Raw genomic sequence first — 21959 nt, forward strand, 5'->3', positions numbered from 1 at the left:
GCATGTCAGGGGATGAGCAGCGAGGAATCGCCATACGAATAGAAACGGTATTCCTGCGCGATGGCATGGGCATAGACTTCCATCATCCGCTCGCGCCCCATCAGCGCACTCACCAGCATCATCAGGGTGGACCTGGGCAGGTGAAAGTTCGTCATCAGCCCGTCCACCACGCGGAAACGATGGCCGGGGGTGATGAAGATGTCGGTGTCACCGGCGAACGGGTGCAGGCTGCCGTCCTCGGCTGCCGCACTTTCGAGGAGGCGCAGGCTGGTGGTTCCGACAGCGATGATCCTGCCTCCCCTCTCCTTCGCACGGTTCAGCGCTGCCGCAACCGCCGGATCGATGCGGCCCCATTCGGAATGCATCCGGTGGTCGGCGGTGTCGTCGACCTTGACCGGAAGAAACGTGCCGGCCCCGACATGCAGCGTCAGCGTGTGCCGCTCAATACCCGCCGCATCCAGCGCGGTAATCAGCTCGGGAGTGAAATGCAGCGATGCCGTCGGCGCGGCAACGGCACCGTCCTCCCGCGCGAACATCGTCTGGTAATCGTCGCGATCATGCTGGTCCGCGGGCCTCTTTCCCGCGATGTAGGGCGGCAGGGGGATGGTGCCGGCCCGATCCAGCAAGGCTTCGACCGGCTCGTCACCTTCGAAGAACAGCAGCCACGCACCATCAGGCAGGCGGTGTTCGGCCAAGGCGTTCACATCGCCCCCGAACGCTATCCGATCGCCCGGTTTCAGCCGCTTCGCATTACGGATGAACGCCTGCCACCGGCGCAGGTCCACACGCTTGTGCAGGGTGGCGCCGATCCGGGCCTCTCCCCTGCGCCCCTCCAATTGCGCGGGGATCACGCGGGTGTCGTTGAACACCAGCACATCACCACGCCGCAGCACTTCCGGCAGATCGCGCACACGCCGGTCCTGCAAGGGCCCGGCAGAGCCGGCCACCAGCAGCCGCGCCGCATGGCGCGGACTGACGGGGCGAAGCGCGATCAGTTCAGGCGGGAGGTCGAAATCGAACAGCTCCACCCGCATGGCCGTGCTCCGCCGCCGATCAGTTCGGCAGCGGCGCGTTCAGGTCGTCGGCGGTAATTACCGGCTGCTGCGCGACCGGCTGCGGCGGCGGAACAGGCCGGTTGTCGCTGGCGATGGATGCCTGCACGATGCGCGTCGGGTTGGCCGGCGGCTCGCCTCGTTCAATCGCGTCAACCGCGTCCATTCCGGCAATTACCCGGCCAAAGTTGGTGTAACGCTTGTCCAGGCTGAACCGAGGGTAGAAGACGATGAAGAACTGGCTGTTGGCGCTGTCGTCAGCCGCCGCCCGCGCCATCGCCACCGTGCCGCGAACGTGCGGCATCGGGTTGAATTCGGCCGCAAGGTCGGGGAGCGGCGATCCGCCCTGCCCGGTGCCCGTGGGATCGCCGGTCTGCGCCATGAAGCCATCGATCACGCGGTGGAATACGATCCCGTCGTAGAAACCCTGCCGAGCCAGCGTTTTGATCCTGTCGACATGGTTTGGCGCCCACTGCGGCATCAATCGGATGGCGACCCGCTGCCCGGTCGAAAGGTCCAGCAGCAGAATGTTGTCACGGTCGGCCGCCAGATCGAAGTTCACCCTCGCCGTGTAATCTACGGCTCCTGCCGCCGCGGGCGCCGCGGCCTGTTCCTGCGCGGCAGCAGGCATTGCAAACAGGGTTGCGGCGGCAATCGCCGTGGTAATCTGCTTCAGCATACACAATCCCGGTCAAGTGGAGCGGTTCGACAGCCCGCGTAATCTGGCGCCCCTAGCTGGCGGCGACTTTCGTGGCCATGAACATTTTGCCTCAGTAATCGCCCTTTCGACCTGACTGGGCCACGCGGGCAACAACGTCCCTCTCGACCGCTTCGCTGACGAACGGCGACACATCCCCGCCGAAGATGGCTATCTCCTTTACCAGCTTGGAGGCGATGGGTTGCAGGGACACGTCCGCCATCAGGAAAACGGTTTCGATGGAATGGTCGAGCTGCTGGTTCATGCCCGCCATCTGGTACTCGTATTCAAAGTCCGCGACCGCGCGCAGTCCGCGGATCAACACGGTTGCACCCATGCGACGGGCGAACTTCACCAGCAGGGCGTTGAACGCCTGTACCTCCACGTTCTCCAGACCGATCGCCGCGATTTCCCGCTGCGTCATGGCAAGCCGCTCTTGCGTGGAAAACATGGGGTTTTTGGAAGGATTGGTTGTGACGCCGACGATCAGGCGGTCCACCAGCTTGCTGCCGCGCCGGATGATGTCGGCGTGACCCAGCGTCATGGGGTCGAAAGTGCCGGGATAGATGCCGATCCGTTCACCCATCCTCAGCGATCCCGTTCCACGATGAAAAACGCCAGCTGTCGCAGCACGTCGGCCTTGTCGCCGAAGCTGCCAAGGTGTGCGGCCGCCTGCTCTGCCAGCAACCGCGCCCGCGCCCGCGCGCCTTCCACCCCGAGCAGGGTGACGAAGGTCTGCTTGCCCTGCTCGCCATCCTTGCGCAGCGCCTTGCCCGCCAACCCTTCGTCGCCCTCAACGTCGAGCAGATCGTCGGCAATCTGGAACGCGAGTCCGATGTCGCGCGCATAAGCCCGCAAAGGTCCACGCCCCTCCGCGGGCAGGCGGCCCAGGATCGCCCCCATCTCGACCGCCGCGCCCAACAGCGCGCCCGTCTTGAGTTGCTGCAGGCGAGTAACGGCGGCCAGGTCGTATTCGGAAGCGCTAGCCTGCATGTCCATCATCTGCCCGCCGGCCATGCCGTTGTGCCCACTGGCCTTGGCCAGGCACTCCACCAGTTCTGCGCGGGCAAAGGGATCGCCGGTCAGGCGGCTGTCGGTCAGCAGTTCGAAGGCCAGTGCATGCAGCGAATCTCCGGCCAGCACCGCGGTCGCCTCGTCATACTGGATGTGGAGCGTGGGGCGTCCGTGGCGCATGGCATCATCGTCCATGCACGGAAGATCGTCGTGGATCAGCGAATAGACATGGATCGCTTCCACCGCGCAGCCGGCGCGAATTGCCGTGCTGCGATCGACGTTGAACAATCCCGCCACTTCGGTCAGCAGGAGCGGACGAACCCGTTTGCCGCCGTTGATGGTGGCATAGCGCATCGCTTCCACCAACTGCGCGCGCGCATCATCCGGGACGGGCAGCAGCAGGTCGAACGCCGTGTCGATCTCCTGCTGTATCGCCGCCATCGCCTGGGTCAGCGATGGCGAAGCTGCGTCGCCGCCCACCGCCTCAACCGTCCTCATCGAAGGGCTTGGTTCCCGCCGCGCGACCATCGCCGTCCGTCACGATCTGCCGAATGCGCATCTGCGCCGCATCGAGCCGCGCCTGGCAGTGTCGCCGCAACCGCTCGCCCTGTTCGTAGAGCGCCAGCGACTGGTCCAGCGGCTCTTCCCCGCTTTCCAGCCGCTTGACCACCTGCTCCAGCGCGGTCAGCGCCTCCTCGAAACTGAGCTTGTCTATCGGCGCGCCATGGTCCTGCATCGCGCCAAGCAATGGCTCGACAGCTTGGCACGGTCAAGCGCCGTGGAGGAGTAGCGCATCGCGCGCTGCCTCGCTAAGACGCGGGCATGAACGACACGGCGCAGCAAATCACCCCGGAAATCGTCGAACAGCACGGCCTTTCACCGGAAGAATACCAGCGTGTTCTGCACGCTCTCGGCCGGGAACCCAATGTGGTCGAACTCGGCATTTTTTCGGTGATGTGGTCGGAACACTGCTCCTACAAATCCTCCCGCATCCACCTCAAGAAACTGCCAACCGAGGCCGAGTGGGTGATCTGCGGACCGGGCGAGAATGCCGGGGTTATCGACATCGGCGATGGCCAAGCGGCCATTTTCAAGATGGAGAGCCATAATCACCCTTCCTACATCGAACCGTATCAGGGGGCGGCGACGGGCGTCGGCGGCATTCTGCGCGACGTGTTCACCATGGGCGCGCGGCCGATGGCGAACCTCAACGCGCTGCGTTTCGGGCGCCCAGACCATCCCAAGATGAAGCATCTGGTGAAAGGTGTGGTTGCCGGCATCGGGGGCTATGGCAACTGCGTGGGTGTACCCACGGTTGGCGGGGAGACGAACTTCGATCCTGCATACGACGGCAACATTCTGGTGAATGCGATGACGGTGGGAATCGCGGATGCCGAGCGGATTTTCTATTCAGCCGCCAGCGGCGTGGGCAACCCGATTGTGTATGTGGGGTCCAAGACCGGGCGCGATGGAATCCACGGCGCCACCATGGCCAGCGCAGACTTCGCCGAAGACGCGGAGGCCAAGCGGCCAACCGTGCAGGTTGGCGACCCGTTCACCGAGAAGCTGCTGATCGAGGCATGCCTGGAGCTGATGGCAACGGACGCCATAGTGGCCATTCAGGACATGGGCGCGGCAGGCCTCACGTCATCATCGGTCGAGATGGCGACCAATGGCAAGGCGGGCATCCGGCTGGACATGAACAAGGTGCCCTGCCGCGAAGACGGCATGACGCCGTACGAGATGATGCTGTCCGAATCGCAGGAACGCATGCTGATGGTTCTTAAGCCCGGCCGGGAAGCCGAAGCGGAGGCGATCTTCCGCAAGTGGGAACTGGATTTCGCGATCATCGGCGAAGTCACCGATACCCGCCACATGGTGCTGGAGTGGAACGGCGACGTGGTGTGCGACATTCCGCTCGGTCCGCTGGCGGCGGACGCGCCACTCTATGACCGTCCGGCCATGACGCGAGAGGAGTACAGGGCCTGGGCCGGGGTAAAGCCGCTGGCCGAGGTTCCGCAAAGCACGGACGTGGGTGCGGACCTGCTGACGTTGCTGGCGTCGCCTAGCTTGGCATCCAGGCGCTGGATCGCGCAGCAATATGACAGCCAGGTGGGCGCCGATACGCTGCAGACCGGCGGCGATGCAGCGGTAGTGCGGGTGCATGGCACTCGCAAGGCTTTGGCAATGACCACGGATTGCACGCCGCGCTACTGCTACGCCGATCCCTACGAGGGCGGCAAGCAGGCGGTGGCCGAAGCGTACCGGAACCTCTGCGCGGTGGGCGCAAAGCCGCTGGCGATTACAAACTGCCTCAACTTCGGCAATCCGCAGCGTCCGGAAATCATGGCGCAGTTCGTCGGCTGCATCGAAGGGATGGCGGATGCCTGCCGGGTGCTCGACTTCCCGGTGGTCAGCGGAAATGTCTCGCTTTACAACGAAAGCAAGGCCACCGGCGGCGGATCGGCAATCCTGCCCACGCCCGCGATCGGCGGCGTCGGCCTCATCGCGGACCATGCCGCCATGATGACGATGGCCTTCCGCAACGCAGGCGACACGCTTTACCTCGTCGGCCCGGAACACTGGGCGCGGCCGGACCCGACCCGTTCGCACCTTGGCAAGTCATTGTGGCTGCGCGAGGTGAAGGGGATGGATGCTGGCCGCGCCCCGCCGACCGACCTTACCATCGAACGCAATGCGGGCGAGATCATCCGCGAACTGATTGCCGACGGCTTGGTGAACGCGGTACACGACCTGTCGGATGGCGGTCTGGCAGTCGCTCTGGCCGAAATGGCGCTGGCGGGCGATATAGGTGCCGAAGTCGAAGCCAACGACGCCTACACACCCGCGCAATGGTGGTTCGGCGAGGATCAGGGACGGTATGTGATCAGCGTACCGGACACAGATGCGCTCAACGCCGCGGTGGCCCGGGGCACGAGGGACAGCGAAACGGCGCAGATCGGCTTCCGCAGGATCGGAACCGTCGGGGGACGCAGCCTGCTCGGCGTTCCGCTGCACGACATGCGGGAAGCGCACGACAGCTTCTTCCGGGACTGGATGGAGGGATAAAAGAGCAGGCCTGCGTCCGCCCAACCCCTGCAAAGCGCCAGCAAGGACGCTCAGGCCATCAGACGGTTCTGATCCTTTTCGGGAGCGATCAGCTTGTAGGGATCGATCCCCTCGCTCCGCCAGACAGCGTGGCACCGCTGATACCAGGTCGGATCGGGTATGCCGAGCATCGTCCTGACCTCACGTAAATCCAGTTCCAGCATATCGCGGATCGGCAGCCACGTCAGCGGGGGGCACGCCTTGCCCGTCCGCTGCGCCTGCAATGCCGCCTTGAACACCGGAGCACTGCTCCGGGTGATGCGCTTGATGTGCGCCGCGCCCGCCCAGCCGATCAGCAGATGCCCCTGGCTCGGCTGCTGTCCGTGGGTGAACAGCAGCACGCACTGTTCGCCCAGAGGGTCTCGGCCGTATCCGGTGAGCACATGCATGAGGTCGTGCACGTCGCGGCTGCGGTCGGCGTACCACTGCACCAGATCGTCGAACTTCGGGCGGTTCAGCTTCTCCGCCTCAGCCACAAGCCCGGCCGCGGTCAGACCCTCACGCTCCATGAAGTCGCAATAAGCATGGCCGACGCTGCCGGGCGGAGTACGGCGCAATGCGGCATGATCGTCAAGCAATGGCGGCAGCGACGGCTCTGACCGGCGGAGCGCCTCGCCATGGGGAGACAGCCCCAGCCTGCTGACCCGCGGCATGAATGTCTGCGAAGGCAACGCGTCAAAGATGTGGAAGACGTGGCTCGTCTCTTCCTTATCCTTCAGCAACTCGCGGAAGTGATGCACCGCGCGCGGCAGGCTGTAGCGCGGCGGGGTCCGGCGCGGGTCGCGCAGAATGGTGCCATCGCTGGCGCATTCCAGCGCCTCGGGTACGGATCGGCTCAGGTCGTTCATAGCGGCTCCACTACTGACAGACCTGTTAATAAGACGTGACGACCCTTGTGCCAACCCTCAAGTCGGCATGTTCGTTGGCGAAAGCCCCAGCAGCTGCACCACGCTGGTCAGATCACCGCGATCGATGGCACCATTGGCCACCTGCCGCGCAGCGGGCTTGGCATGATAAGCAATGCCGTAATCCGCCTCCTTCAGCATCTGCGCGTCATTGGCTCCGTCACCCAGGGCAAGAACAATGCTGTCGGCACCCAGCTGCCGGCGCTCCTCGACCAGCACTGCGGCCTTGGCTGACGCACCGATGATTCGACCCACCAGCTGCCCGGTCAGCCTGCCATCCGTCACGGCCAGCCGGTTTGCCACCACCCTGTCGAAGCCAAGCTGATCCGCCACCGCATCGGCAAAATGGTGAAACCCGCCAGTGACCAGCACTGTGCGGCACCCGTTCGCTTTCAGCGTCTGCACCAGTTCTCCTGCTCCCGCCGTCGGCCTGATCCGCTCGGCAAGGCAGGCCGTGATGGCGGCTTCCTCAAGTCCGGCGAGCAGTGCGACTCGCTCCCGCAGCGCGGCTTTGAAATCGAGTTCCCCCTGCATCGCCCGTTCGGTGATGGCGGCGATCTGCGGCTTCAGCCCGGCATAATCCGCCAGTTCGTCAATGCATTCCTGCCCGATGATGGTGGAATCCATGTCGGATACTAAAAGCTGCGGCGGTTCGATCGGGCCCGCCGCCGCCAACGCGTCGCACGGAGCAAAGGCTTGCGACAGCACCTCCCTCACCGCCACCGCGTCTCCGGCAGGCAGCCCGATCTGCAGCACGGCGCCGTCATGTTCCAGAAGCTCCGCGACAGCGACCGCCCAGCCGCGCCGGGCCAAAGCGGCGGTCGCTTGTTCAAGGCTTGCCTCAAGCCGGGCTGGCTCTGCTATCACACGGGCTGTGGGCATTCATGAACCTCTGCAATTCACCGGCGACAAGCCGCCGGTCGCGGTCATCGCAGGGCCGACCGCCAGCGGCAAGAGCGCCTATGCCGTGGCCTTGGCGCAGGGCGTCCAGGCTGCGGGCGTTACTGCAGTCGTGATCAACGCCGACAGCGCGCAGATGTATGCCGACCTCGCCGTTCTGAGCGCGCGGCCATCTGACAGCGAGATGGGGGGAATCGTCCATCGGCTGTTCGGCACCTGGGACGGCGCGAGCGCCTGTTCCGCCGCCGACTGGGCCACGGCCGCCAAGCGCGAGATTGCAGCGGTGCACGCGATTGGCGGGGTGCCTGTGCTGGTGGGCGGGAGCGGGCTGTACCTGCGCACCCTGCTCGACGGCGTGGCGCCGGTGCCGCCGATCGATCCGGATGTGAGGGCGCAGGTGCGCGCGCTGCCGCAGGCGTCGGCACGTCTGGCGCTCGAACATGAGGATCCTGACAGCGCTGTCTGCCTTGCACCTGCCGACCGGGCCCGTACCCAGCGCGCGCTCGAAGTGGTGCGCTCCACCGGGCGACCCATCTCCGCCTGGCGGGCGGAAACGGCGGGCGGTATCGGCCCCCACGTATCGCTCGACGCGCGCATTCTGTTGCCCGACCGCGAGACGCTGTATGCACGCTGCGACACACGTTTTGCCCAGATGGTAGAACGCGGCGCCGTGCACGAGGTGAAAGCGCTGCTCGCCCGCAACCTCGACCCGGCCCTGCCGGTGATGCGCGCCATCGGAGTGCCGGAACTGGCAGCCTATGTCAGAGGCGATCGGTCGCTGGACGAGGCCATTGCGGCGGGACAGATGGCGACACGGCGCTACGCCAAGCGGCAGTACACCTGGTTCCGGCGGCAACCGCCCGCAGATTGGCGGCAGATTATCGAAGCACCCGTGAACCCTTGATGCCGCTGACCGTTCCTATACCTTCAGTCTTGCCCGCAGGAGAAGAACCGTGCCGTTATCCAAAAAGCTCATCCCGATAGCCATGCTTGCCGGCCTGGGCAGTGTCGCCGCGATCAATGCGCAGCCTGCCACGCAGCAGATGCCAGGGCAGGTTGATCCCTCCCGCGTCGCGGCCGGCACCTACACCGTCGATGCCGCCCATACGCTGGTGCAGTGGAGCGTCAGCCATTTCGGTTTCAATCCCTATTACGGACTATTCGGCGATGTGGAAGGCACGCTGCAGCTTGATCCGACCAACCTTGGAGCGACCAGGCTGGAGGTGACGCTCCCAATCACCTCGCTGGCCGTTGTCAGCGAAGGGTTGCGCGAGCACATGCTTCGTCCCGGCGAGAATGGCGGCCAACCGGACTTTTTCGGTCCGTCGCCCGCGCCCGCCCGCTTTGTTTCCACCGAGGTGCGTCGCACTGGCGATCTCACCGCCGACATAGCGGGAGATCTCACGTTGAACGGTGTGACGCGGCAGGTAACCATCAGCGCCGAGTTTACCGGCGCCGGCGCCAATCCGATGAACGAGAAACAAACTGTTGGTTTCACCGGCACGACATCGATTATGCGCTCGCAATTCAATATGCCCTATGCCGTTCCGATGATCGGCGACGAGGTTGAATTGCAGATTACCGCCGCTTTCGAACGGCAACAGTGATGAGCGGTGCGGGGCAGGTCGCCGAGGAAATCCTCGAGCCAGACCTGCCCATCATCGATCCGCATCATCACCTGTGGGACCTGCGTGCGCTGTTGCCCGCTTTTCCGCAGCCGCGTCATTCCTTCATCGAAACCATAGCCGGGGCGGCGCACTACACCTTCGACCAGCTCCTGACCGATCTGCGCAGCGGCCACAATGTCATCGCCACAGTGTTCATGGAATGCGGCGCCTTCTACAACCCAACCTACGGCGAAGCGCGCAAGGTTCTGGGTGAGATCGAGTTTGTGAACGGTGTCGCGGCACAGGGGGCGAGCGGCCTGTATGGCCCGGTGCGGCCATGCGCAGGCATCGTCGGTCATGTCGATCTTACGGCGGATGAACATTGCGTCCGCGACACGCTTGCCGAGATCACGCAGCGATTCCCGCGCTTTCGGGGCATCCGGCAACAGGGCGCATGGGACGCCGATCCTGAGGTGCTCGGGCCGCCGTTCCATGCGCCGGCCGGCCTCTATCTTTCCGACGCGTTTCGCCGGGGGTTTTCCGCGCTGGGCGATTTTCAATGCACCTTCGACGCCTGGGTGCTGGAGCCGCAGCTGGGTGACGTGATCGCCCTCGCCCGCGCGTTTCCCCGTCAGCCGATCTGCCTCGACCACTGCGGAACCCCGCTTGGCTGCGGGCCATACGGGGGCAGGCTGTCGGAACGGTTCGGTATCTGGCGCGATCAGGTGCGCGAGCTCGCCCGGTGCGAAAACGTGGTTGTGAAACTCGGCGGTCTGGGGATGTCGTTCTGCGCCCTGCCCGAAGACGGGCTGGCCCGGCGTCGTGATGCCGCCGAACTTGCCCGATTGTGGCGGCCCTACATCGAAACCTGCATCGAGGCGTTCGGACCGTCACGCGCCATGTTCGAAAGCAACTATCCGGTCGATCGCTGGGCGGGCGAGTACCGGACGATCTGGAATGCCTTCAAGCATCTGGCGCGCGGTGCCTCGGCCCAGGAAAAGCGCGAGCTATTCGCCGGAACCGCTGCGCGGTTCTACGGTCTGTCCGATCTGCTTACGTAACGGCACTCTCGACAGCGTGCCGGCGGAGGCATAGGCAGGCGTGCCTTGTCCCAAGCGGAGTTGCCCATGCCCCTCACTGCACCGTTCGACCGCCTGCGCCTCCCCGTGATCGGATCGCCTCTGTTCATCGTGTCGGGTCCTGAACTGGTCATCGCGCAATGCAAGGCGGGAATCGTCGGGTCGTTCCCGGCGCTGAACGCACGGCCGGCGGCGCAGCTGGACGAATGGCTCCATCAGATCACCGAAGAACTGGCCGCGCATAATCGCGCAAACCCGGACAGGCCGGCGGCGCCCTTCGGCGTAAACCAGATCGTGCACAAGTCGAACAACCGCCTGGAAGAGGATATGGCCACTTGCGCCAAGTGGCAGGTGCCGCTGGTGATCACCTCGCTTGGCGCGCGCGAGGAGGTGTTTCAGGCGGTCCGGGGTTGGGGCGGTATTTCGCTGCACGATGTCATCCACAACCGGTTTGCGCGCAAGGCGATCGAGAAGGGAGCGACCGGCCTCATTCCGGTGGCGGCGGGCGCGGGCGGTCACGCGGGGACCCAATCCCCGTTCGCGCTGATGCAGGAGATTCGCGAGTGGTTCGACGGGCCGGTCGCCCTGTCCGGTTCCATCGCGCATGGCCGCTCTGTTCTGGCCGCACAGGCGCTTGGCGCCGATTTCGCCTATATCGGCAGCGCCTTCATCGCCACTGACGAGGCCCGGGCAGACGACCGTTACAAGCAGGCAGTCGTTGAGGGCAGCGCCGAAGCCATTGTTTACACAAACCTGTTCACCGGCGTGCATGGCAATTACCTGCGCAGCTCCATCGAGGGGGCAGGACTCGACCCGGACCGCCTGCCGGAAAGCGATCCCAGCAAGATGAACTTCGGCAGCGGCGGAAACACGCAGGCCAAGGCGTGGAAGGACATCTGGGGCTCTGGTCAGGGCATCGGTCCGGTGAAGAGCGTCGAGCCGGTCGAGCAACTCGTCGCCCGGATCGAGCGCGAATACCACCACGCCCGCACGGCGCTTGATGCCGCGGCCCGGCCGTTCAGCCGCAGCTGGGGTGAACGGGACGGCGCGCAGTCAGAAGATGCCGCTCGCCAACCCCTCGCCGAGCGCCTGGCCTAGTCGACTGACGTCATCCAGCATGGCGCCCTCCACCCGTTTGGGGGCCAGGATGGCGCTGGCTGTCTGCGCGTGGAGGTTGACGATGACCGGCTCCGCCACCCGCCGCAATCGCCAGCCGGTGACGATCCGGTCGATCTGGCGCACGGTATTGCTGCCGTCCGACCCCGCCGCCGTCACCGTTGCATAGGCGCGGCCTTCCAGCTCACCCAGCAATGGATAGTAGCAGCGGTCGAACATCTCTTTCATCAGCCCGCTCATGCTGCCCAGGTTCTCGGGGCAGACGAAGAGAAAGCCGGCCGCAGCCATGAAATGCGCGGGGGACGCCTCCGCAGCCGGAACCAGCGTTGCCAGATCGGCCGCACCCGCCTTTGCCGCCTGCGCCAACTGTTCGCTGGCTCCGGTACGGCTGTGCCATACGATCAGGAGCGGGGCCGCCATGCCCGCTTCCTATCGCACCGGGGCAAGCGCGCCAAGCCAAGGTTTCCACCTTTGTTCTGGGCGCAGGCAACGCTAGTGTCCGGCAGATGACAACCGAATCCCGTCAACATGCCTGCGGCGTCGCCCGGTCCATCAGCGGAAAACGATGGGTTTGGCGCGGTGGAAACATGGACCTGTCGCACGGCGGCGGCCTGGCGGGCGATGCGCTGGTCGACCAGCTGCTGCTCGCACGCGGCGTCGGTCCGGACGACCTGCTGCGCCACCGCAGTCCCACGCTGCGCACGTTTCTGCCCGATCCCTCCTGCTTCCGCGACATGGACGTGGCGGCGGAACGGATCGCGCAGGCCGTGCTGTGCCGGGAAGCCGTGACCATCTATGGCGACTACGATGTCGACGGCGCGACAAGTGCCGCGCTGCTGGTCAGGCTGTTCGCCATGCTCGGCCATAGCGCAGGTTTCTACATCCCCGATCGCCTGCTGGAAGGTTATGGCCCGTCGGGAGAGGCGCTGGTGCGGCTGGCGAACAATGGCTCCAGCCTGGTTGTGACGGTCGATTGCGGCGCCATGGCGCACGAGGCGCTGGCGCAGGCGCATGACGCCGGGCTCGACGTGGTGGTGGTGGACCATCACAAATGTGCACACGCCCTGCCCCGCGCCGTGGCGCTGGTGAACCCCAACCGTCTGGACGAGGGTGACGAAGCGGCCGGACACGGGCATCTGGCGGCAGTCGGCGTGGCTTTCCTGCTGGCGGTGGCGGTCGTGCGCACGCTGCGCGCACACGGTTTCTTCTCTGACCGGGAAGAACCCGATCTGCGTGCACTCCTTGATCTTGTGGCGCTCGGCACTGTCGCTGACGTGGCCGCCCTCCACGGGCTCAACCGCGCCTTCGTGGCGCAGGGCCTCAAGATCATGGCGCAGCGCCGCAATACCGGCATTGCCGCGCTTATCGATGCGTCGCGGCTGTCGCGCGCTCCGGTGTGCAGCGATCTGGGGTTCGCGCTCGGCCCCCGCATCAACGCCGGCGGTCGCGTGGGAGAGGCAACTCTGGGTGTCCGCCTGCTGACCACCGAAAGCCCGGACGAAGCCCGCGCTCTGGCCGAACAGCTGTCGCGGCTCAACGAAGAGCGCCGCGCCATCGAGCAGACGGTGCAGGAAGAGGCAGAGGCGCAACTCACCGGGCAGCAGGACCGGGCGGTCCACGTGCTTGCCGGTGCAGGCTGGCATCCGGGGGTGATCGGCATCGTCGCCGGACGAATCAAGGAAAAGACCGGACGGCCCGCACTGGTGATCGCGCTTGATCCGGCCAGTGCGACCGGAAAAGGGTCCGGCCGCTCAATCAGCGGTGTGGACCTTGGCGCCGCGATTATCGCCGCGCGCGAGGCCGGCCTTCTCGTGGCCGGTGGCGGTCACGCCCTGGCGGCAGGGTTGACGGTTTCCGCCGACAAGCTCGGCCAATTTGCCGATTTTATGGAGGAGCGTCTCGCGTCCCGAGTGGCGGACGCGCAGATGGGACAAACGGTCGCGCTTGACCTCACCGTTGCGCCGCGCGGGTTGAACCCGTATCTCGCAGAACAGCTGGAGGGGGCCGGGCCGTATGGCGTGGGCTGGCCGTCGCCGCGGATTGCCGTCGGGTCGGTTTCCCTGATCAGGGCGGATGTGGTCGGGCAGTCCCACGTTCGCCTGATCGCGCGCGGCGATGACGGGCACAGCTTCAAGGCGATCGGGTTCCGCATGGCGGAAAGCGAACTTGGGCAAACCCTGCTGCATGGAAGCGCACAGCGGCGCCTGTGGCTTGCCGGGCGCGTCAAGGTGGACGACTGGGGCAGTCACCCGGCCGCCGAACTGCATCTCGACGACGCCGCCTTCGCTGGGGTCAACTAGATGCGGGCAAGGACGGGGCAACAATCGCCTGTTGCCGTTCTCGACAGGGTTGACGGCTCGCGGCCCGCCGCCTAAGTGCCACGCCACCGGACCTTTGGCAGCAAAGGCAAGCTGGCCCCTTCGTCTAGCGGTTAGGACGCGGCCCTTTCACGGCTGAAACACGGGTTCGATTCCCGTAGGGGTCACCACCACCGGACCGGCGGAACTCCGGTAATCGTCAGCATGCGTGTGGGTGGGCTGGCGCTCTCGCCCGCTTGCGTTTACAGCCCGGCCGCGATGGAACGGCAGCGCGCATTTTCATGGTTCGGCGCAGCGTGTGCCATCGCCACGGCCGTTGCCCTGATTGGCAGCGGCTGGCCGTGGACGGTGGCGGCAGCGATCTTGCTGATCTGGCTCGGCTCGCTCTGGCTCAGCACTGCCAAACCGCCGCGATCAACGCCGCGGCGAGAGCCGTCGCCGTTTTCCCAGGACAATGTGGAAGCGGTGCTAGCGCTATCCGCTTCGCCGCAGTTGCTCACGGAAAACGGCAAGGTTGTCGTGGTGAACGAGGCGGCACGTCAGATCATCGGCGCCCACATCGCAGGCCAGGACGCCCGCGTGGCGTTCCGCCACCCGGAAGCCATCGAACTACTCAACAGCGAAGACAGCGGCGTGTGCACCATTCGCAACTTCGCCCGGCCGCAGGACTGCTGGCAGATGCGGCGCCAGATCATTGACGAGCGACTGGCGTTGATTGAACTGGCCAACCGGACGGCAGAGGTGGTGGTCGAACGCGCCCACACTGACTTCGTGGCGAATGCCAGCCACGAACTGCGCACCCCGCTGGCTGCGATCATCGGCTATGTCGAAACCCTGCGCGAAGGTGATGGCGCCATTGCGCCAGCCACGGCAGACCGCTTCTTGTCGCATATTCACAGGGAAGCGCGGCGGCTGCAGGATCTGGTCAGCGACCTCATGTCATTATCCCGTGTCGAGGCGGAAAAGCACGACGCGCCATCGTCCCGGGTGGCGCTTGCCGGTACCGTCCGGCGCGCCGCGATGGATGCGGCAGGGCCCGACCGCGCCGCCCGGGTGGATCTCTCCCTGGACAGCGGTCTGCTGGTTGCCGGGGATGAGCCGCAACTCGAACAGCTTGTCCGCAATCTCGTCGACAATTCATTGAAATATGCCGCGGAGGGCGGCCGGGTTCGCGTCGGACTGACTGCGGACGGCATGCGTTATGCTCGCCTGACCGTGGCGGACGAAGGTGCCGGCATCCCCAAGGAGCATCTCCCGCATCTCACCCGTCGCTTTTACCGAACCGACCCTGGGCGCAGCCGCACGTCCGGGGGCACCGGCCTTGGCCTGGCCATCGTAAAGCACATTGTGGAACGGCATCGCGGCAGATTGGATATCAGCAGTGAGGTCGGACTGGGAACCACCGTGACCGTGCGCCTGCCGCTGGTTGGACACATCGGGAACACGGATGCCGGCGCTGAGACTATCGTTCCGTCGAACCTTGCGGAGCCGGGGTAACTAGCCTCCCCCGCTTGTCTCCAAGTTGTAACAATGCCAGCGTTTAGGGTCTGGAACCCCTTTGCAAGTGGACCTTTCTGCATGTCTGTTTTTACCAAGCTCGCGATTGCCGCGCTGCCAGCGCTCATGCTGGCGGGGTGCGGAACCGCCGAAACCTCACGCGACTCGGTACGCGCGGTCGGCTCATCAACGCTTCTGCCGTTCGCGAAGATCGTCGCCGAGGATTTCACTCGCGCCAATACCAACTTCAAGTCCCCGATCATCGAATCGACCGGGACGGGCGCCGGCTTTGCCCTGTTCTGCCAGGGGGTCGGGCCGAACACACCGGACATCGCGAACGCATCGCGTCGCATGAAGCCGTCGGAGTTCGCGACCTGTCAGGCCAATGGCGTTACTGACATCGTGGAAATCAACGTCGGACTGGACGGCATCGCCTTCGCGTCGGCGAAGAACGGCATCACGATGAACCTGACGCCCGACATCATCTATCGCGCCCTGGCTGCTCGCCCGTACGGACAGGAACAGACCGCGCGCAACTGGTCCGACATCGATCCCTCGCTGCCCAACCAGCGCATCCTTGTGTACGGGCCGCCGGCGACATCGGGTACGCGTGACTCGCTGAAAGAACTCGTGCTTATCCCCGGCTGTGACACCAACCCGGCCATGGCGCAGCTCAAGGATCAGAACGCGGATGAACATGAGCGGATTTGCACAGAAGTGCGCAATGACGGCGCCTATGTCGAACAGGGCGAGCAGGACAATCTGATCGTCCAGAAGATCGAAGGTAATCCGCAGGCCGTTGGTGTATTCGGTTTTTCCTACCTCGAAGCGAACCTCGACCGGCTGCAGGATCTGCCGGTGAACGGCGTCGCCGCCAACTATGACAACATCGCGTCGGGCGAGTACCTCGGCGCGCGCCCGATGTACATTTACGTCAAGAAGGCGCACCTCGATGCCATTCCCGGATTGCGGCAGTTCGTTGCCCAGTGGGCGGCGAGCTGGGGTCGCGATGGCACTCTCGCGCGCAGGGGCCTCGTCGCCACGCCGCCGGACGTGGCAGCGGAAAATGCCCGCCGCGCAACAGAGTTTCCCTCGCTTGCGGCGAACGAATTGAGTTGAGCTGAAAACCGGCCTAGGGCGCAGATCGTGTCGTTGAGCCTGCTCTTCCTGCTTGCGCTTGGCTTCGGACTCGCCGGGTGGCTGGCCGGACGTGCGCGCGCGTGGAGCTTCCAAACGGAAGGTTCCGCCAGACTGCGGGCGCGGCCGCAATACCATGCCTGGTATGTCGCCGCTTGGATCGTCCTGCCCCTGGCCGCGTTCATCGCGGTCTGGGGATGGGCGCAGCCGCAGCTGGTGATGCAGGCGGTTCTGGCCGATCCCGCCGCAAGCCAGTTGCCGGCCTTCGGCTTCCAGCGTGAAGCCATCCTGTCCGAAGCGCGCGCGGTCGCTTCCGGGGCGGCGCCGGCCGTGTTCAACCCGGCGGCGCAGCCTCTGGTCGAACCGTTTCGGGCGGCGCTGGGGCGATACGAATGGATCGGGTTCGTCGCGGCCATACTCATCGCCTTCGCCGGAGGCGCGCATGCATTTCTTCGGCTGAAGCCCGACTTCGCCGCGCGCACAAAGGTGGAGACGCTGGTGATGCGCATCCTCCTTCTGGCATCGCTGGTGGCGATCCTGACCACCTTCGGCATCCTTGCCAGCCTGCTGTTCGAAACGATCCGCTTTTTCGGCATGGTGTCCCCCCTCGGCTTCCTGACAGGGTTCCAGTGGGGGCCGGATCCTATGGTCGCGCCGGATGCGATCCGGTCGGACCGCTACGGGGCGGTGCCCCTGTTCTGGGGCACTATCTACATCGGGGCGATCATCGCCATGATCGTGGCCATTCCGCTGGGACTGATGAGCGCGATATACCTCACGCAGTATGCGCCGCCGCGCTGGCGCACCTGGATCAAGCCGGCGCTTGAAGTGCTGGCAGGGGTGCCGACGGTGGTTTACGGCTATTTCGCCGCGCTGACCGTGGCTCCGGCCATTCGCGACCTTGCCGTGTCCGCGGGGATCAGCAACGCGTCGAGCGAAAGCGCCCTCGCCGCCGGCCTGGTGATGGGCATCATGATCATCCCCTTTGTGTCTTCCATGGCTGACGATTCCATTGCCGCAGTGCCCAGCGCCATGCGCGACGGCAGCTACGCGCTTGGCGCGACCCGTTCGGAAACCATTCGCCGCGTTCTCATTCCCGCCGCTCTGCCCGGCATTGTCGCGGGCATCATGCTGGCGGTCAGCCGCGCCATCGGTGAAACCATGATCGTGGTGATGGCGGCGGGCGCGGCCGCGAACCTGACCGCCAACCCGTTGGAGGCGATGACCACGGTGACGTTCCAGATCGTCGCGCTGCTGACAGGCGAAGGCAGTTTCGATCATCCCGCGACGCTGGCCGCATTTGCGCTTGGATTCGTCTTGTTCCTGGTGACGCTGGCGCTGAACTTCATCGCCCTGCGTGTGGTGAAACGGTTCCGTGAAGCGTATGAGTGATCGCCTGCCCTCCCCTGCAACGATGGAACCCGGCTTCACGCCGGGCGACGCTGGCCCGACGCGAAGCGCCGCCTTTCAGAAGCGGCTGCGGCAACGCTATGCCGCGGAAAGGCGGTTTCGCGTCGCCGGGCTGACAGCCATCGCGATCTCGATAGCCATGCTTGTGGTGCTGCTGGTCACGATCGCGGTCAAGGGCGTGGGCGGTTTTCAGCGGGTCGAATTGGCGGTTCCGGTCGACCTCGCCAATTCAGGCATCGCGGGAGACGCCACTACGCTGGCAGGTTCGGGCGCCATCCAGTCGCTGGAGGCGCAGGGATTGCCGCAGGTCGTGTCCGCCGCGGCAGAGCGGCTGGACCCGGCGGCTGCCGAATACGTTCAGCCAGGAGCCTGGCGCGCCGTCGCGCAGAAGATTGCCGACGACCCCGCGCTGCTGCGCACCCAGCAGACGTTCTGGCTCCCCGTCGAAGGCAACCTTGCCGAAGCGTACTCGGGCGCGGGAGATCCGCAGCTGCAGAGGCTCGCGGCGCGGCTGAAGTCAGAAGGCTTGCTGGACAAGCGGTTCGACGCTGGGTTCCTTGCCCGTTCCGACGCGACTGAACCCCAGGACGCAGGCATTTGGGGGGCGCTGAAAGGCTCCATCCTGACAATGATCGTCACGCTGGTGCTGGCGTTCCCGATCGGGGTGCTCGCCGCCCTCTATCTGGAGGAATACGCCCCCAAGAACCGTTGGACCGACATTATCGAAGTGTCGATCAACAACCTGGCCGCGGTGCCGTCGATCATCTTTGGCTTGCTGGGTCTGGCGGTCTTTCTTACCCTGTTCCCCAACCTCAGGTCCGCGCCGCTGATCGCGGGCATGACACTGGCGCTGATGATCATGCCGGTGATTGTGATCACCGGACGCAACGCCATCAAGGCGGTGCCTCCGTCCATTCGCGACGGGGCGCTAGCACTTGGCGCGAGTCCCGTGCAGGTGGTGTTCCACCACATTCTTCCCCTGGCTCTTCCGGGCATCCTCACCGGCACGATCATCGGAATGGCCAGGGCGTTGGGCGAAACCGCACCCCTGCTGCTCATCGGCATGCGCGCGTTCGTCGCCAATCCACCCGATGGCTTCACTTCGCCGGCAACCGTCCTGCCGGTTCAGATCTATCTCTGGTCGGATGAGGTGAACCGGGGCTTTGTGGAACGCACCAGCGCGGCTATCATCGTGCTCCTGCTGGTGCTCCTCGCCATGAACGCGTCGGCAATCTACCTGCGCAACAAGTTTGAGAAAAGATGGTGACAGCGATTCAAGACGTGGACGTACGCGCCGACGTGAAGATGCAGGCGCGCGACGTATCGATCTATTACGGCACCAAAAAGGCGATCGATGATGTATCGATCGACATTCCCGGCGCCTTCGTTACCGCGTTCATCGGTCCGTCCGGCTGCGGCAAGTCGACCTTTCTTCGTTCGCTGAACCGGATGAACGACACCATCGCGTCTGCGCGCATGGAAGGGCAGATCCTGCTCGATGGAGAAGATATCTACCAGTCCGGTATGGACGTGGTCGCGTTGCGGGCGCGGGTTGGTATGGTGTTCCAAAAGCCGAACCCGTTTCCCAAAACGATCTATGAAAATGTCGCCTATGGACCACGCATCCACGGTTTTGCGGAAACCAAGGCGGAACTCGATACAGTGGTCGAACGCTCGCTGCAGCGGGCCGGCTTGTGGGATGAGGTGAAGGATCGGCTGACCGAACCTGGCACCGCGCTGTCCGGCGGGCAGCAACAGCGGCTCTGCATTGCGCGCGCCATTGCGGTTGACCCGGAAGTCATCCTGATGGATGAACCCTGTTCCGCCCTAGACCCGATTGCGACTGCCAAGATCGAGGAACTGATCGCAGACTTGGCCAAACGGTACGCCATCGTGATCGTCACCCACTCCATGCAGCAGGCCGCACGGGTGTCGCAACGCACCGCCTTCTTCCACCTCGGCCGCATGGTCGAGTATGGTCCCACCTCGGAAATTTTCACCAATCCCAGGGAAGCACGGACCCAGGACTACATCACAGGACGTTACGGGTAATGGCTGAACACACCGTCAAGGCATTTGATGAAGACATTACCCGGCTGCGGGGATTGATCGCTGAGATGGGCGGCCTCGCCGAAGTCGCCCTTCAGGAAGCGTTGGAAGCTCTGGTCAAGGGGGACGAGCAGCTCGGCAACACCGTCGTTGCCCGCGATAAGAAGCTGGATGCGCTGGAGGCCGAGGTCGACCGGCTGGCGGTAAGGATCATCGCGCTGCGCGCGCCCATGGCAGACGACCTTCGCGAGGTAATCGCCGCGCTGAAGATCGGCGGCGTGGTTGAACGGATTGGGGATTACGCCAAGAACATCGCCAAGCGGGTCGGCCGCATCGAAGGGCGAGGCCGGTTCGAGCCGCTGACGCTGTTGCCCGCAATGGCCGAGATCGCAGGCGAAATGGTGCACGACGTTCTTACCGCATATGCTGCGCGCGATCCGCAACTGGCGCTGGAAGTGATCCGTACCGACGCGAAGGTCGATGCATTCTACAACAGCATCTTCCGCAACCTGGTCAGCCACATGGTCGAAAACCCTTCCACCATCTCCAGCGCGGCACAACTCCTCTTCATCGCCAGGAACATCGAACGGATTGGCGATCACGCGACCAATGTGGCTGAAATGGTGCACTACGCCGCCACCGGCGAATACCCGCCCGACAGCGACGAGCGCATGACGCCCGTGAACGACTAGTCTGCCAGCGTTCGGAGGGGATCGAAATGAGCGCCGCGAAACTGCTGCTGGTAGAGGACGACCCGGCGTTGTCCGAGCTGCTCGAATACCGCTTCACCAACGAAGGGTACAAGGTTCGCACCACCGCCGACGGTGACGAAGCGTTGGTCATGGCGGCTGAGGAAACGCCAGACCTAATCATCCTCGACTGGATGATCGAAGGGACCAGCGGGATCGAGGTCTGCCGCCGGTTGCGGCGCGACAAGGCGACCGCGCGCACCCCCATCATCATGCTGACCGCCCGCGAGAACGAGGACGATCGCATACGGGGGCTGGACACGGGCGCCGACGACTACATCACCAAGCCTTTTTCACCCCGCGAGTTGCTGGCCCGGGTGGCGGCGGTGATGCGGCGAATCCGCCCTGCCCTAGCCGGCGAAATCATCGAGGTGGGCGATATCCGTCTCAACCCGGTCGGCCACAAGGTAGAGCGCCGCGGCAAGGCCTTGCAGCTTGGCCCAACCGAATACCGGCTTCTGAAGTTTTTCATGGAAAGTCCAGGCCGGGTGTTCAGCCGCGGGCAGCTTCTCGACGGCGTCTGGGGCACCGGCAGCGACATCGAACTGCGCACGGTCGATGTGCACATCCGCCGTCTCAGGAAAGCTATCGAAATAGAAGGGGTCGACGACCCGATCCGCACCGTACGTTCCGCGGGCTACGCACTGGAACCCTGATCAGCGGCAGAACGAGCCCCAGCGCGACGCCTGATCGAAGTGGAAATGATCGGCGTGAGCGGCGTTGTAGTCGGGTGAAAGCACCGTTGCGAAAGCGGAACAGGCGCCATCACGCACCTGTCTGAGAAACGCGCCTTTTGCGGCCGGGTCTTCCCAGTCGTTCAACACGCTGATTACGGTTCCGTCTTCAAGTCGGAAGCCGGAAATGTCTATCGCATTGCCGGTCGCATGTTCGCTGAAGGCGCCGTCCGATCTGCCGTACAGCCGGCGGCAGGAAAACGTGCCCAGATGCATGATTTCTTCCACGCCCGTCCCAAACAGTTCCTGAGCCACGGGGTCGAGGGAGTGACGCCGCCAATATTCCATTCCGGCGGCGACGGCGCAGGTCGCAACGGGCTCCTGAGGTTGCAGGGGAAACTGCGTCAGCTGCAGACGATCTTCACGCAGGCATTCGCCATCTCCCGCCGGTGGTAGGAGGCGAAACTCGATCTCGCTGTTGGTCAGAACCGTTCGGCAAAGCTCCGCATCCTCCTTCAGCGAAACCAGCTTGGAACTTGTCGCCCAACCGGGCGGATCGCCCAGGTCGAGCGGCGCCCACGGGTTGTGCTGCGGATGGGCCGCCAGCCAAGCTCTCGCCGCTAGCACTCCAGCCATGATTACGAGCA

22 protein-coding genes and 1 tRNA gene are annotated in these 21959 nt (G+C 64.7%); 14 read left to right on the top strand and 9 right to left on the bottom strand.

The features are described from left to right. Positions 1-5: 5 nt before the first annotated feature. The 5 genes from queA to LHJ54_RS11125 form a co-directional block, all read right to left on the bottom strand. Positions 6-1034 carry a tRNA preQ1(34) S-adenosylmethionine ribosyltransferase-isomerase QueA gene (queA, locus tag LHJ54_RS11105; protein WP_228243972.1) on the bottom strand — a complete coding sequence of 343 codons (1029 nt, stop codon included), beginning with the start codon at positions 1032-1034 and terminating at the stop codon, positions 6-8. Positions 1035-1053: 19 nt separating this feature from the next. Beyond that, complete coding sequence (locus tag LHJ54_RS11110; protein ID WP_228243973.1) at positions 1054-1731, bottom strand: peptidylprolyl isomerase; 678 nt, start codon at positions 1729-1731, stop codon at positions 1054-1056. Between the two features lie 91 nt (positions 1732-1822). Next, positions 1823-2335 carry a pantetheine-phosphate adenylyltransferase gene (gene coaD, locus LHJ54_RS11115; protein WP_228243974.1) on the bottom strand — a complete coding sequence of 171 codons (513 nt, stop codon included), beginning with the start codon at positions 2333-2335 and terminating at the stop codon, positions 1823-1825. Between the two features lie 2 nt (positions 2336-2337). Beyond that, positions 2338-3261: a polyprenyl synthetase family protein gene (locus LHJ54_RS11120; RefSeq protein WP_228243975.1), complete on the bottom strand. Its 924-nt coding sequence runs from the start codon at positions 3259-3261 to the stop codon at positions 2338-2340. After that, positions 3248-3499 (bottom strand): exodeoxyribonuclease VII small subunit, encoded by a 252-nt coding sequence (locus tag LHJ54_RS11125; protein ID WP_228243976.1) that lies wholly within the window; start codon positions 3497-3499, stop codon positions 3248-3250. Before LHJ54_RS11125 ends, LHJ54_RS11120 begins: the two co-directional genes overlap by 14 nt. Before the next feature lie 86 nt (positions 3500-3585). On the opposite strand from LHJ54_RS11125, the gene purL reads away from it, so the two are divergent. Further along, positions 3586-5832, top strand: coding sequence for a phosphoribosylformylglycinamidine synthase subunit PurL (purL, locus tag LHJ54_RS11130; RefSeq protein WP_228243977.1), 2247 nt, complete (start codon positions 3586-3588; stop codon positions 5830-5832). Positions 5833-5882: 50 nt separating this feature from the next. Here the strand turns inward: purL and LHJ54_RS11135 are convergent, their stop codons facing one another. Both LHJ54_RS11135 and serB read right to left on the bottom strand, forming a co-directional pair. Beyond that, the gene (locus LHJ54_RS11135; RefSeq protein WP_228243978.1) at positions 5883-6719 is read right to left on the bottom strand and encodes a ubiquinone biosynthesis protein COQ4; all 837 of its coding nucleotides are present in this window, start codon (positions 6717-6719) and stop codon (positions 5883-5885) included. Positions 6720-6776: 57 nt separating this feature from the next. Next, on the bottom strand, positions 6777-7658 hold the full coding sequence (gene serB, locus LHJ54_RS11140) for a phosphoserine phosphatase SerB (RefSeq protein WP_228243979.1): 882 nt from the start codon (positions 7656-7658) through the stop codon (positions 6777-6779). Between serB and miaA the strand changes: the two genes are divergently transcribed. The 4 genes from miaA to LHJ54_RS11160 all read left to right on the top strand — a co-directional run bounded on the left by miaA (position 7657) and on the right by LHJ54_RS11160 (position 11460). Continuing rightward, positions 7657-8580: a tRNA (adenosine(37)-N6)-dimethylallyltransferase MiaA gene (gene miaA / locus LHJ54_RS11145; RefSeq protein ID WP_373457077.1), complete on the top strand. Its 924-nt coding sequence runs from the start codon at positions 7657-7659 to the stop codon at positions 8578-8580. The two genes, serB and miaA, sit on opposite strands and share 2 nt — an antisense overlap. 49 nt (positions 8581-8629) lie before the next feature. After that, the gene (locus tag LHJ54_RS11150; protein WP_228243981.1) at positions 8630-9283 is read left to right on the top strand and encodes a YceI family protein; all 654 of its coding nucleotides are present in this window, start codon (positions 8630-8632) and stop codon (positions 9281-9283) included. Beyond that, positions 9283-10344, top strand: a complete 1062-nt coding sequence (locus LHJ54_RS11155) for an amidohydrolase (RefSeq protein ID WP_228243982.1) — start codon at positions 9283-9285, stop codon at positions 10342-10344. The genes LHJ54_RS11150 and LHJ54_RS11155 overlap by 1 nt, the downstream gene beginning before the upstream one ends. 66 nt (positions 10345-10410) lie before the next feature. Continuing rightward, on the top strand, positions 10411-11460 hold the full coding sequence (locus LHJ54_RS11160) for a nitronate monooxygenase family protein (RefSeq protein ID WP_228243983.1): 1050 nt from the start codon (positions 10411-10413) through the stop codon (positions 11458-11460). Here the strand turns inward: LHJ54_RS11160 and LHJ54_RS11165 are convergent. Continuing rightward, the gene (locus LHJ54_RS11165; protein ID WP_228243984.1) at positions 11416-11898 is read right to left on the bottom strand and encodes a flavodoxin family protein; all 483 of its coding nucleotides are present in this window, start codon (positions 11896-11898) and stop codon (positions 11416-11418) included. The genes LHJ54_RS11160 and LHJ54_RS11165 overlap by 45 nt on opposite strands. 86 nt (positions 11899-11984) lie before the next feature. Between LHJ54_RS11165 and recJ the strand changes: the two genes are divergently transcribed. The 9 genes from recJ to phoB all read left to right on the top strand — a co-directional run bounded on the left by recJ (position 11985) and on the right by phoB (position 21294). After that, positions 11985-13778 (top strand): single-stranded-DNA-specific exonuclease RecJ, encoded by a 1794-nt coding sequence (gene recJ, locus LHJ54_RS11170; protein WP_228243985.1) that lies wholly within the window; start codon positions 11985-11987, stop codon positions 13776-13778. 113 nt (positions 13779-13891) lie between these two features. Then, positions 13892-13966 (top strand) — tRNA-Glu (locus tag LHJ54_RS11175). An 88-nt stretch (positions 13967-14054) separates the two neighbouring features. Then, on the top strand, positions 14055-15293 hold the full coding sequence (locus LHJ54_RS11180) for a cell wall metabolism sensor histidine kinase WalK (protein ID WP_228243986.1): 1239 nt from the start codon (positions 14055-14057) through the stop codon (positions 15291-15293). An 81-nt stretch (positions 15294-15374) separates the two neighbouring features. Continuing rightward, positions 15375-16412, top strand: a complete 1038-nt coding sequence (locus LHJ54_RS11185; protein ID WP_228243987.1) for a substrate-binding domain-containing protein — start codon at positions 15375-15377, stop codon at positions 16410-16412. Positions 16413-16439: 27 nt separating this feature from the next. Next, the gene (pstC, locus tag LHJ54_RS11190) at positions 16440-17822 is read left to right on the top strand and encodes a phosphate ABC transporter permease subunit PstC (protein WP_228243988.1); all 1383 of its coding nucleotides are present in this window, start codon (positions 16440-16442) and stop codon (positions 17820-17822) included. Further along, entirely contained in the window at positions 17815-19107 is a 1293-nt protein-coding gene (gene pstA / locus LHJ54_RS11195) for a phosphate ABC transporter permease PstA (RefSeq protein ID WP_373457078.1), read from the top strand. Before pstC ends, pstA begins: the two co-directional genes overlap by 8 nt. Continuing rightward, positions 19101-19892 carry a phosphate ABC transporter ATP-binding protein PstB gene (gene pstB / locus LHJ54_RS11200; RefSeq protein ID WP_228243989.1) on the top strand — a complete coding sequence of 264 codons (792 nt, stop codon included), beginning with the start codon at positions 19101-19103 and terminating at the stop codon, positions 19890-19892. The genes pstA and pstB overlap by 7 nt, the downstream gene beginning before the upstream one ends. Then, on the top strand, positions 19892-20581 hold the full coding sequence (phoU, locus tag LHJ54_RS11205; RefSeq protein WP_228243990.1) for a phosphate signaling complex protein PhoU: 690 nt from the start codon (positions 19892-19894) through the stop codon (positions 20579-20581). Before pstB ends, phoU begins: the two co-directional genes overlap by 1 nt. A gap of 26 nt (positions 20582-20607) precedes the next feature. Continuing rightward, positions 20608-21294, top strand: a complete 687-nt coding sequence (phoB, locus tag LHJ54_RS11210) for a phosphate regulon transcriptional regulator PhoB (protein WP_228243991.1) — start codon at positions 20608-20610, stop codon at positions 21292-21294. Here the strand turns inward: phoB and LHJ54_RS11215 are convergent, their stop codons facing one another. Continuing rightward, positions 21295-21948, bottom strand: coding sequence for an extensin family protein (locus LHJ54_RS11215; protein WP_228243992.1), 654 nt, complete (start codon positions 21946-21948; stop codon positions 21295-21297). It abuts the gene before it with no gap. Positions 21949-21959 lie beyond the last annotated feature (11 nt).

Origin of the sequence: Porphyrobacter sp. GA68, from assembly GCF_022605525.1 — a bacterium.
GTDB lineage: Bacteria > Pseudomonadota > Alphaproteobacteria > Sphingomonadales > Sphingomonadaceae > Qipengyuania_B.

Excerpts from the sequence above, each read along its gene's own strand:
- queA (WP_228243972.1), bottom strand. The coding sequence starts at position 1,034 with ATGCGGGTGGAGCTGTTCGATTTCGACCTCCCGCCTGAACTGATCGCG.
- LHJ54_RS11110 (WP_228243973.1), bottom strand. The coding sequence starts at position 1,731 with ATGCTGAAGCAGATTACCACGGCGATTGCCGCCGCAACCCTGTTTGCA.
- coaD (WP_228243974.1), bottom strand. The coding sequence starts at position 2,335 with ATGGGTGAACGGATCGGCATCTATCCCGGCACTTTCGACCCCATGACG.
- LHJ54_RS11120 (WP_228243975.1), bottom strand. The coding sequence starts at position 3,261 with ATGAGGACGGTTGAGGCGGTGGGCGGCGACGCAGCTTCGCCATCGCTG.
- LHJ54_RS11125 (WP_228243976.1), bottom strand. The coding sequence starts at position 3,499 with ATGCAGGACCATGGCGCGCCGATAGACAAGCTCAGTTTCGAGGAGGCG.
- purL (WP_228243977.1), top strand. The coding sequence starts at position 3,586 with ATGAACGACACGGCGCAGCAAATCACCCCGGAAATCGTCGAACAGCAC.
- LHJ54_RS11135 (WP_228243978.1), bottom strand. The coding sequence starts at position 6,719 with ATGAACGACCTGAGCCGATCCGTACCCGAGGCGCTGGAATGCGCCAGC.
- serB (WP_228243979.1), bottom strand. The coding sequence starts at position 7,658 with ATGCCCACAGCCCGTGTGATAGCAGAGCCAGCCCGGCTTGAGGCAAGC.
- LHJ54_RS11155 (WP_228243982.1), top strand. The coding sequence starts at position 9,283 with ATGAGCGGTGCGGGGCAGGTCGCCGAGGAAATCCTCGAGCCAGACCTG.
- LHJ54_RS11160 (WP_228243983.1), top strand. The coding sequence starts at position 10,411 with ATGCCCCTCACTGCACCGTTCGACCGCCTGCGCCTCCCCGTGATCGGA.
- LHJ54_RS11165 (WP_228243984.1), bottom strand. The coding sequence starts at position 11,898 with ATGGCGGCCCCGCTCCTGATCGTATGGCACAGCCGTACCGGAGCCAGC.
- recJ (WP_228243985.1), top strand. The coding sequence starts at position 11,985 with ATGACAACCGAATCCCGTCAACATGCCTGCGGCGTCGCCCGGTCCATC.
- LHJ54_RS11180 (WP_228243986.1), top strand. The coding sequence starts at position 14,055 with ATGGAACGGCAGCGCGCATTTTCATGGTTCGGCGCAGCGTGTGCCATC.
- LHJ54_RS11185 (WP_228243987.1), top strand. The coding sequence starts at position 15,375 with ATGTCTGTTTTTACCAAGCTCGCGATTGCCGCGCTGCCAGCGCTCATG.
- pstA (WP_373457078.1), top strand. The coding sequence starts at position 17,815 with ATGAGTGATCGCCTGCCCTCCCCTGCAACGATGGAACCCGGCTTCACG.
- pstB (WP_228243989.1), top strand. The coding sequence starts at position 19,101 with ATGGTGACAGCGATTCAAGACGTGGACGTACGCGCCGACGTGAAGATG.
- phoU (WP_228243990.1), top strand. The coding sequence starts at position 19,892 with ATGGCTGAACACACCGTCAAGGCATTTGATGAAGACATTACCCGGCTG.
- phoB (WP_228243991.1), top strand. The coding sequence starts at position 20,608 with ATGAGCGCCGCGAAACTGCTGCTGGTAGAGGACGACCCGGCGTTGTCC.
- LHJ54_RS11215 (WP_228243992.1), bottom strand. The coding sequence starts at position 21,948 with ATGGCTGGAGTGCTAGCGGCGAGAGCTTGGCTGGCGGCCCATCCGCAG.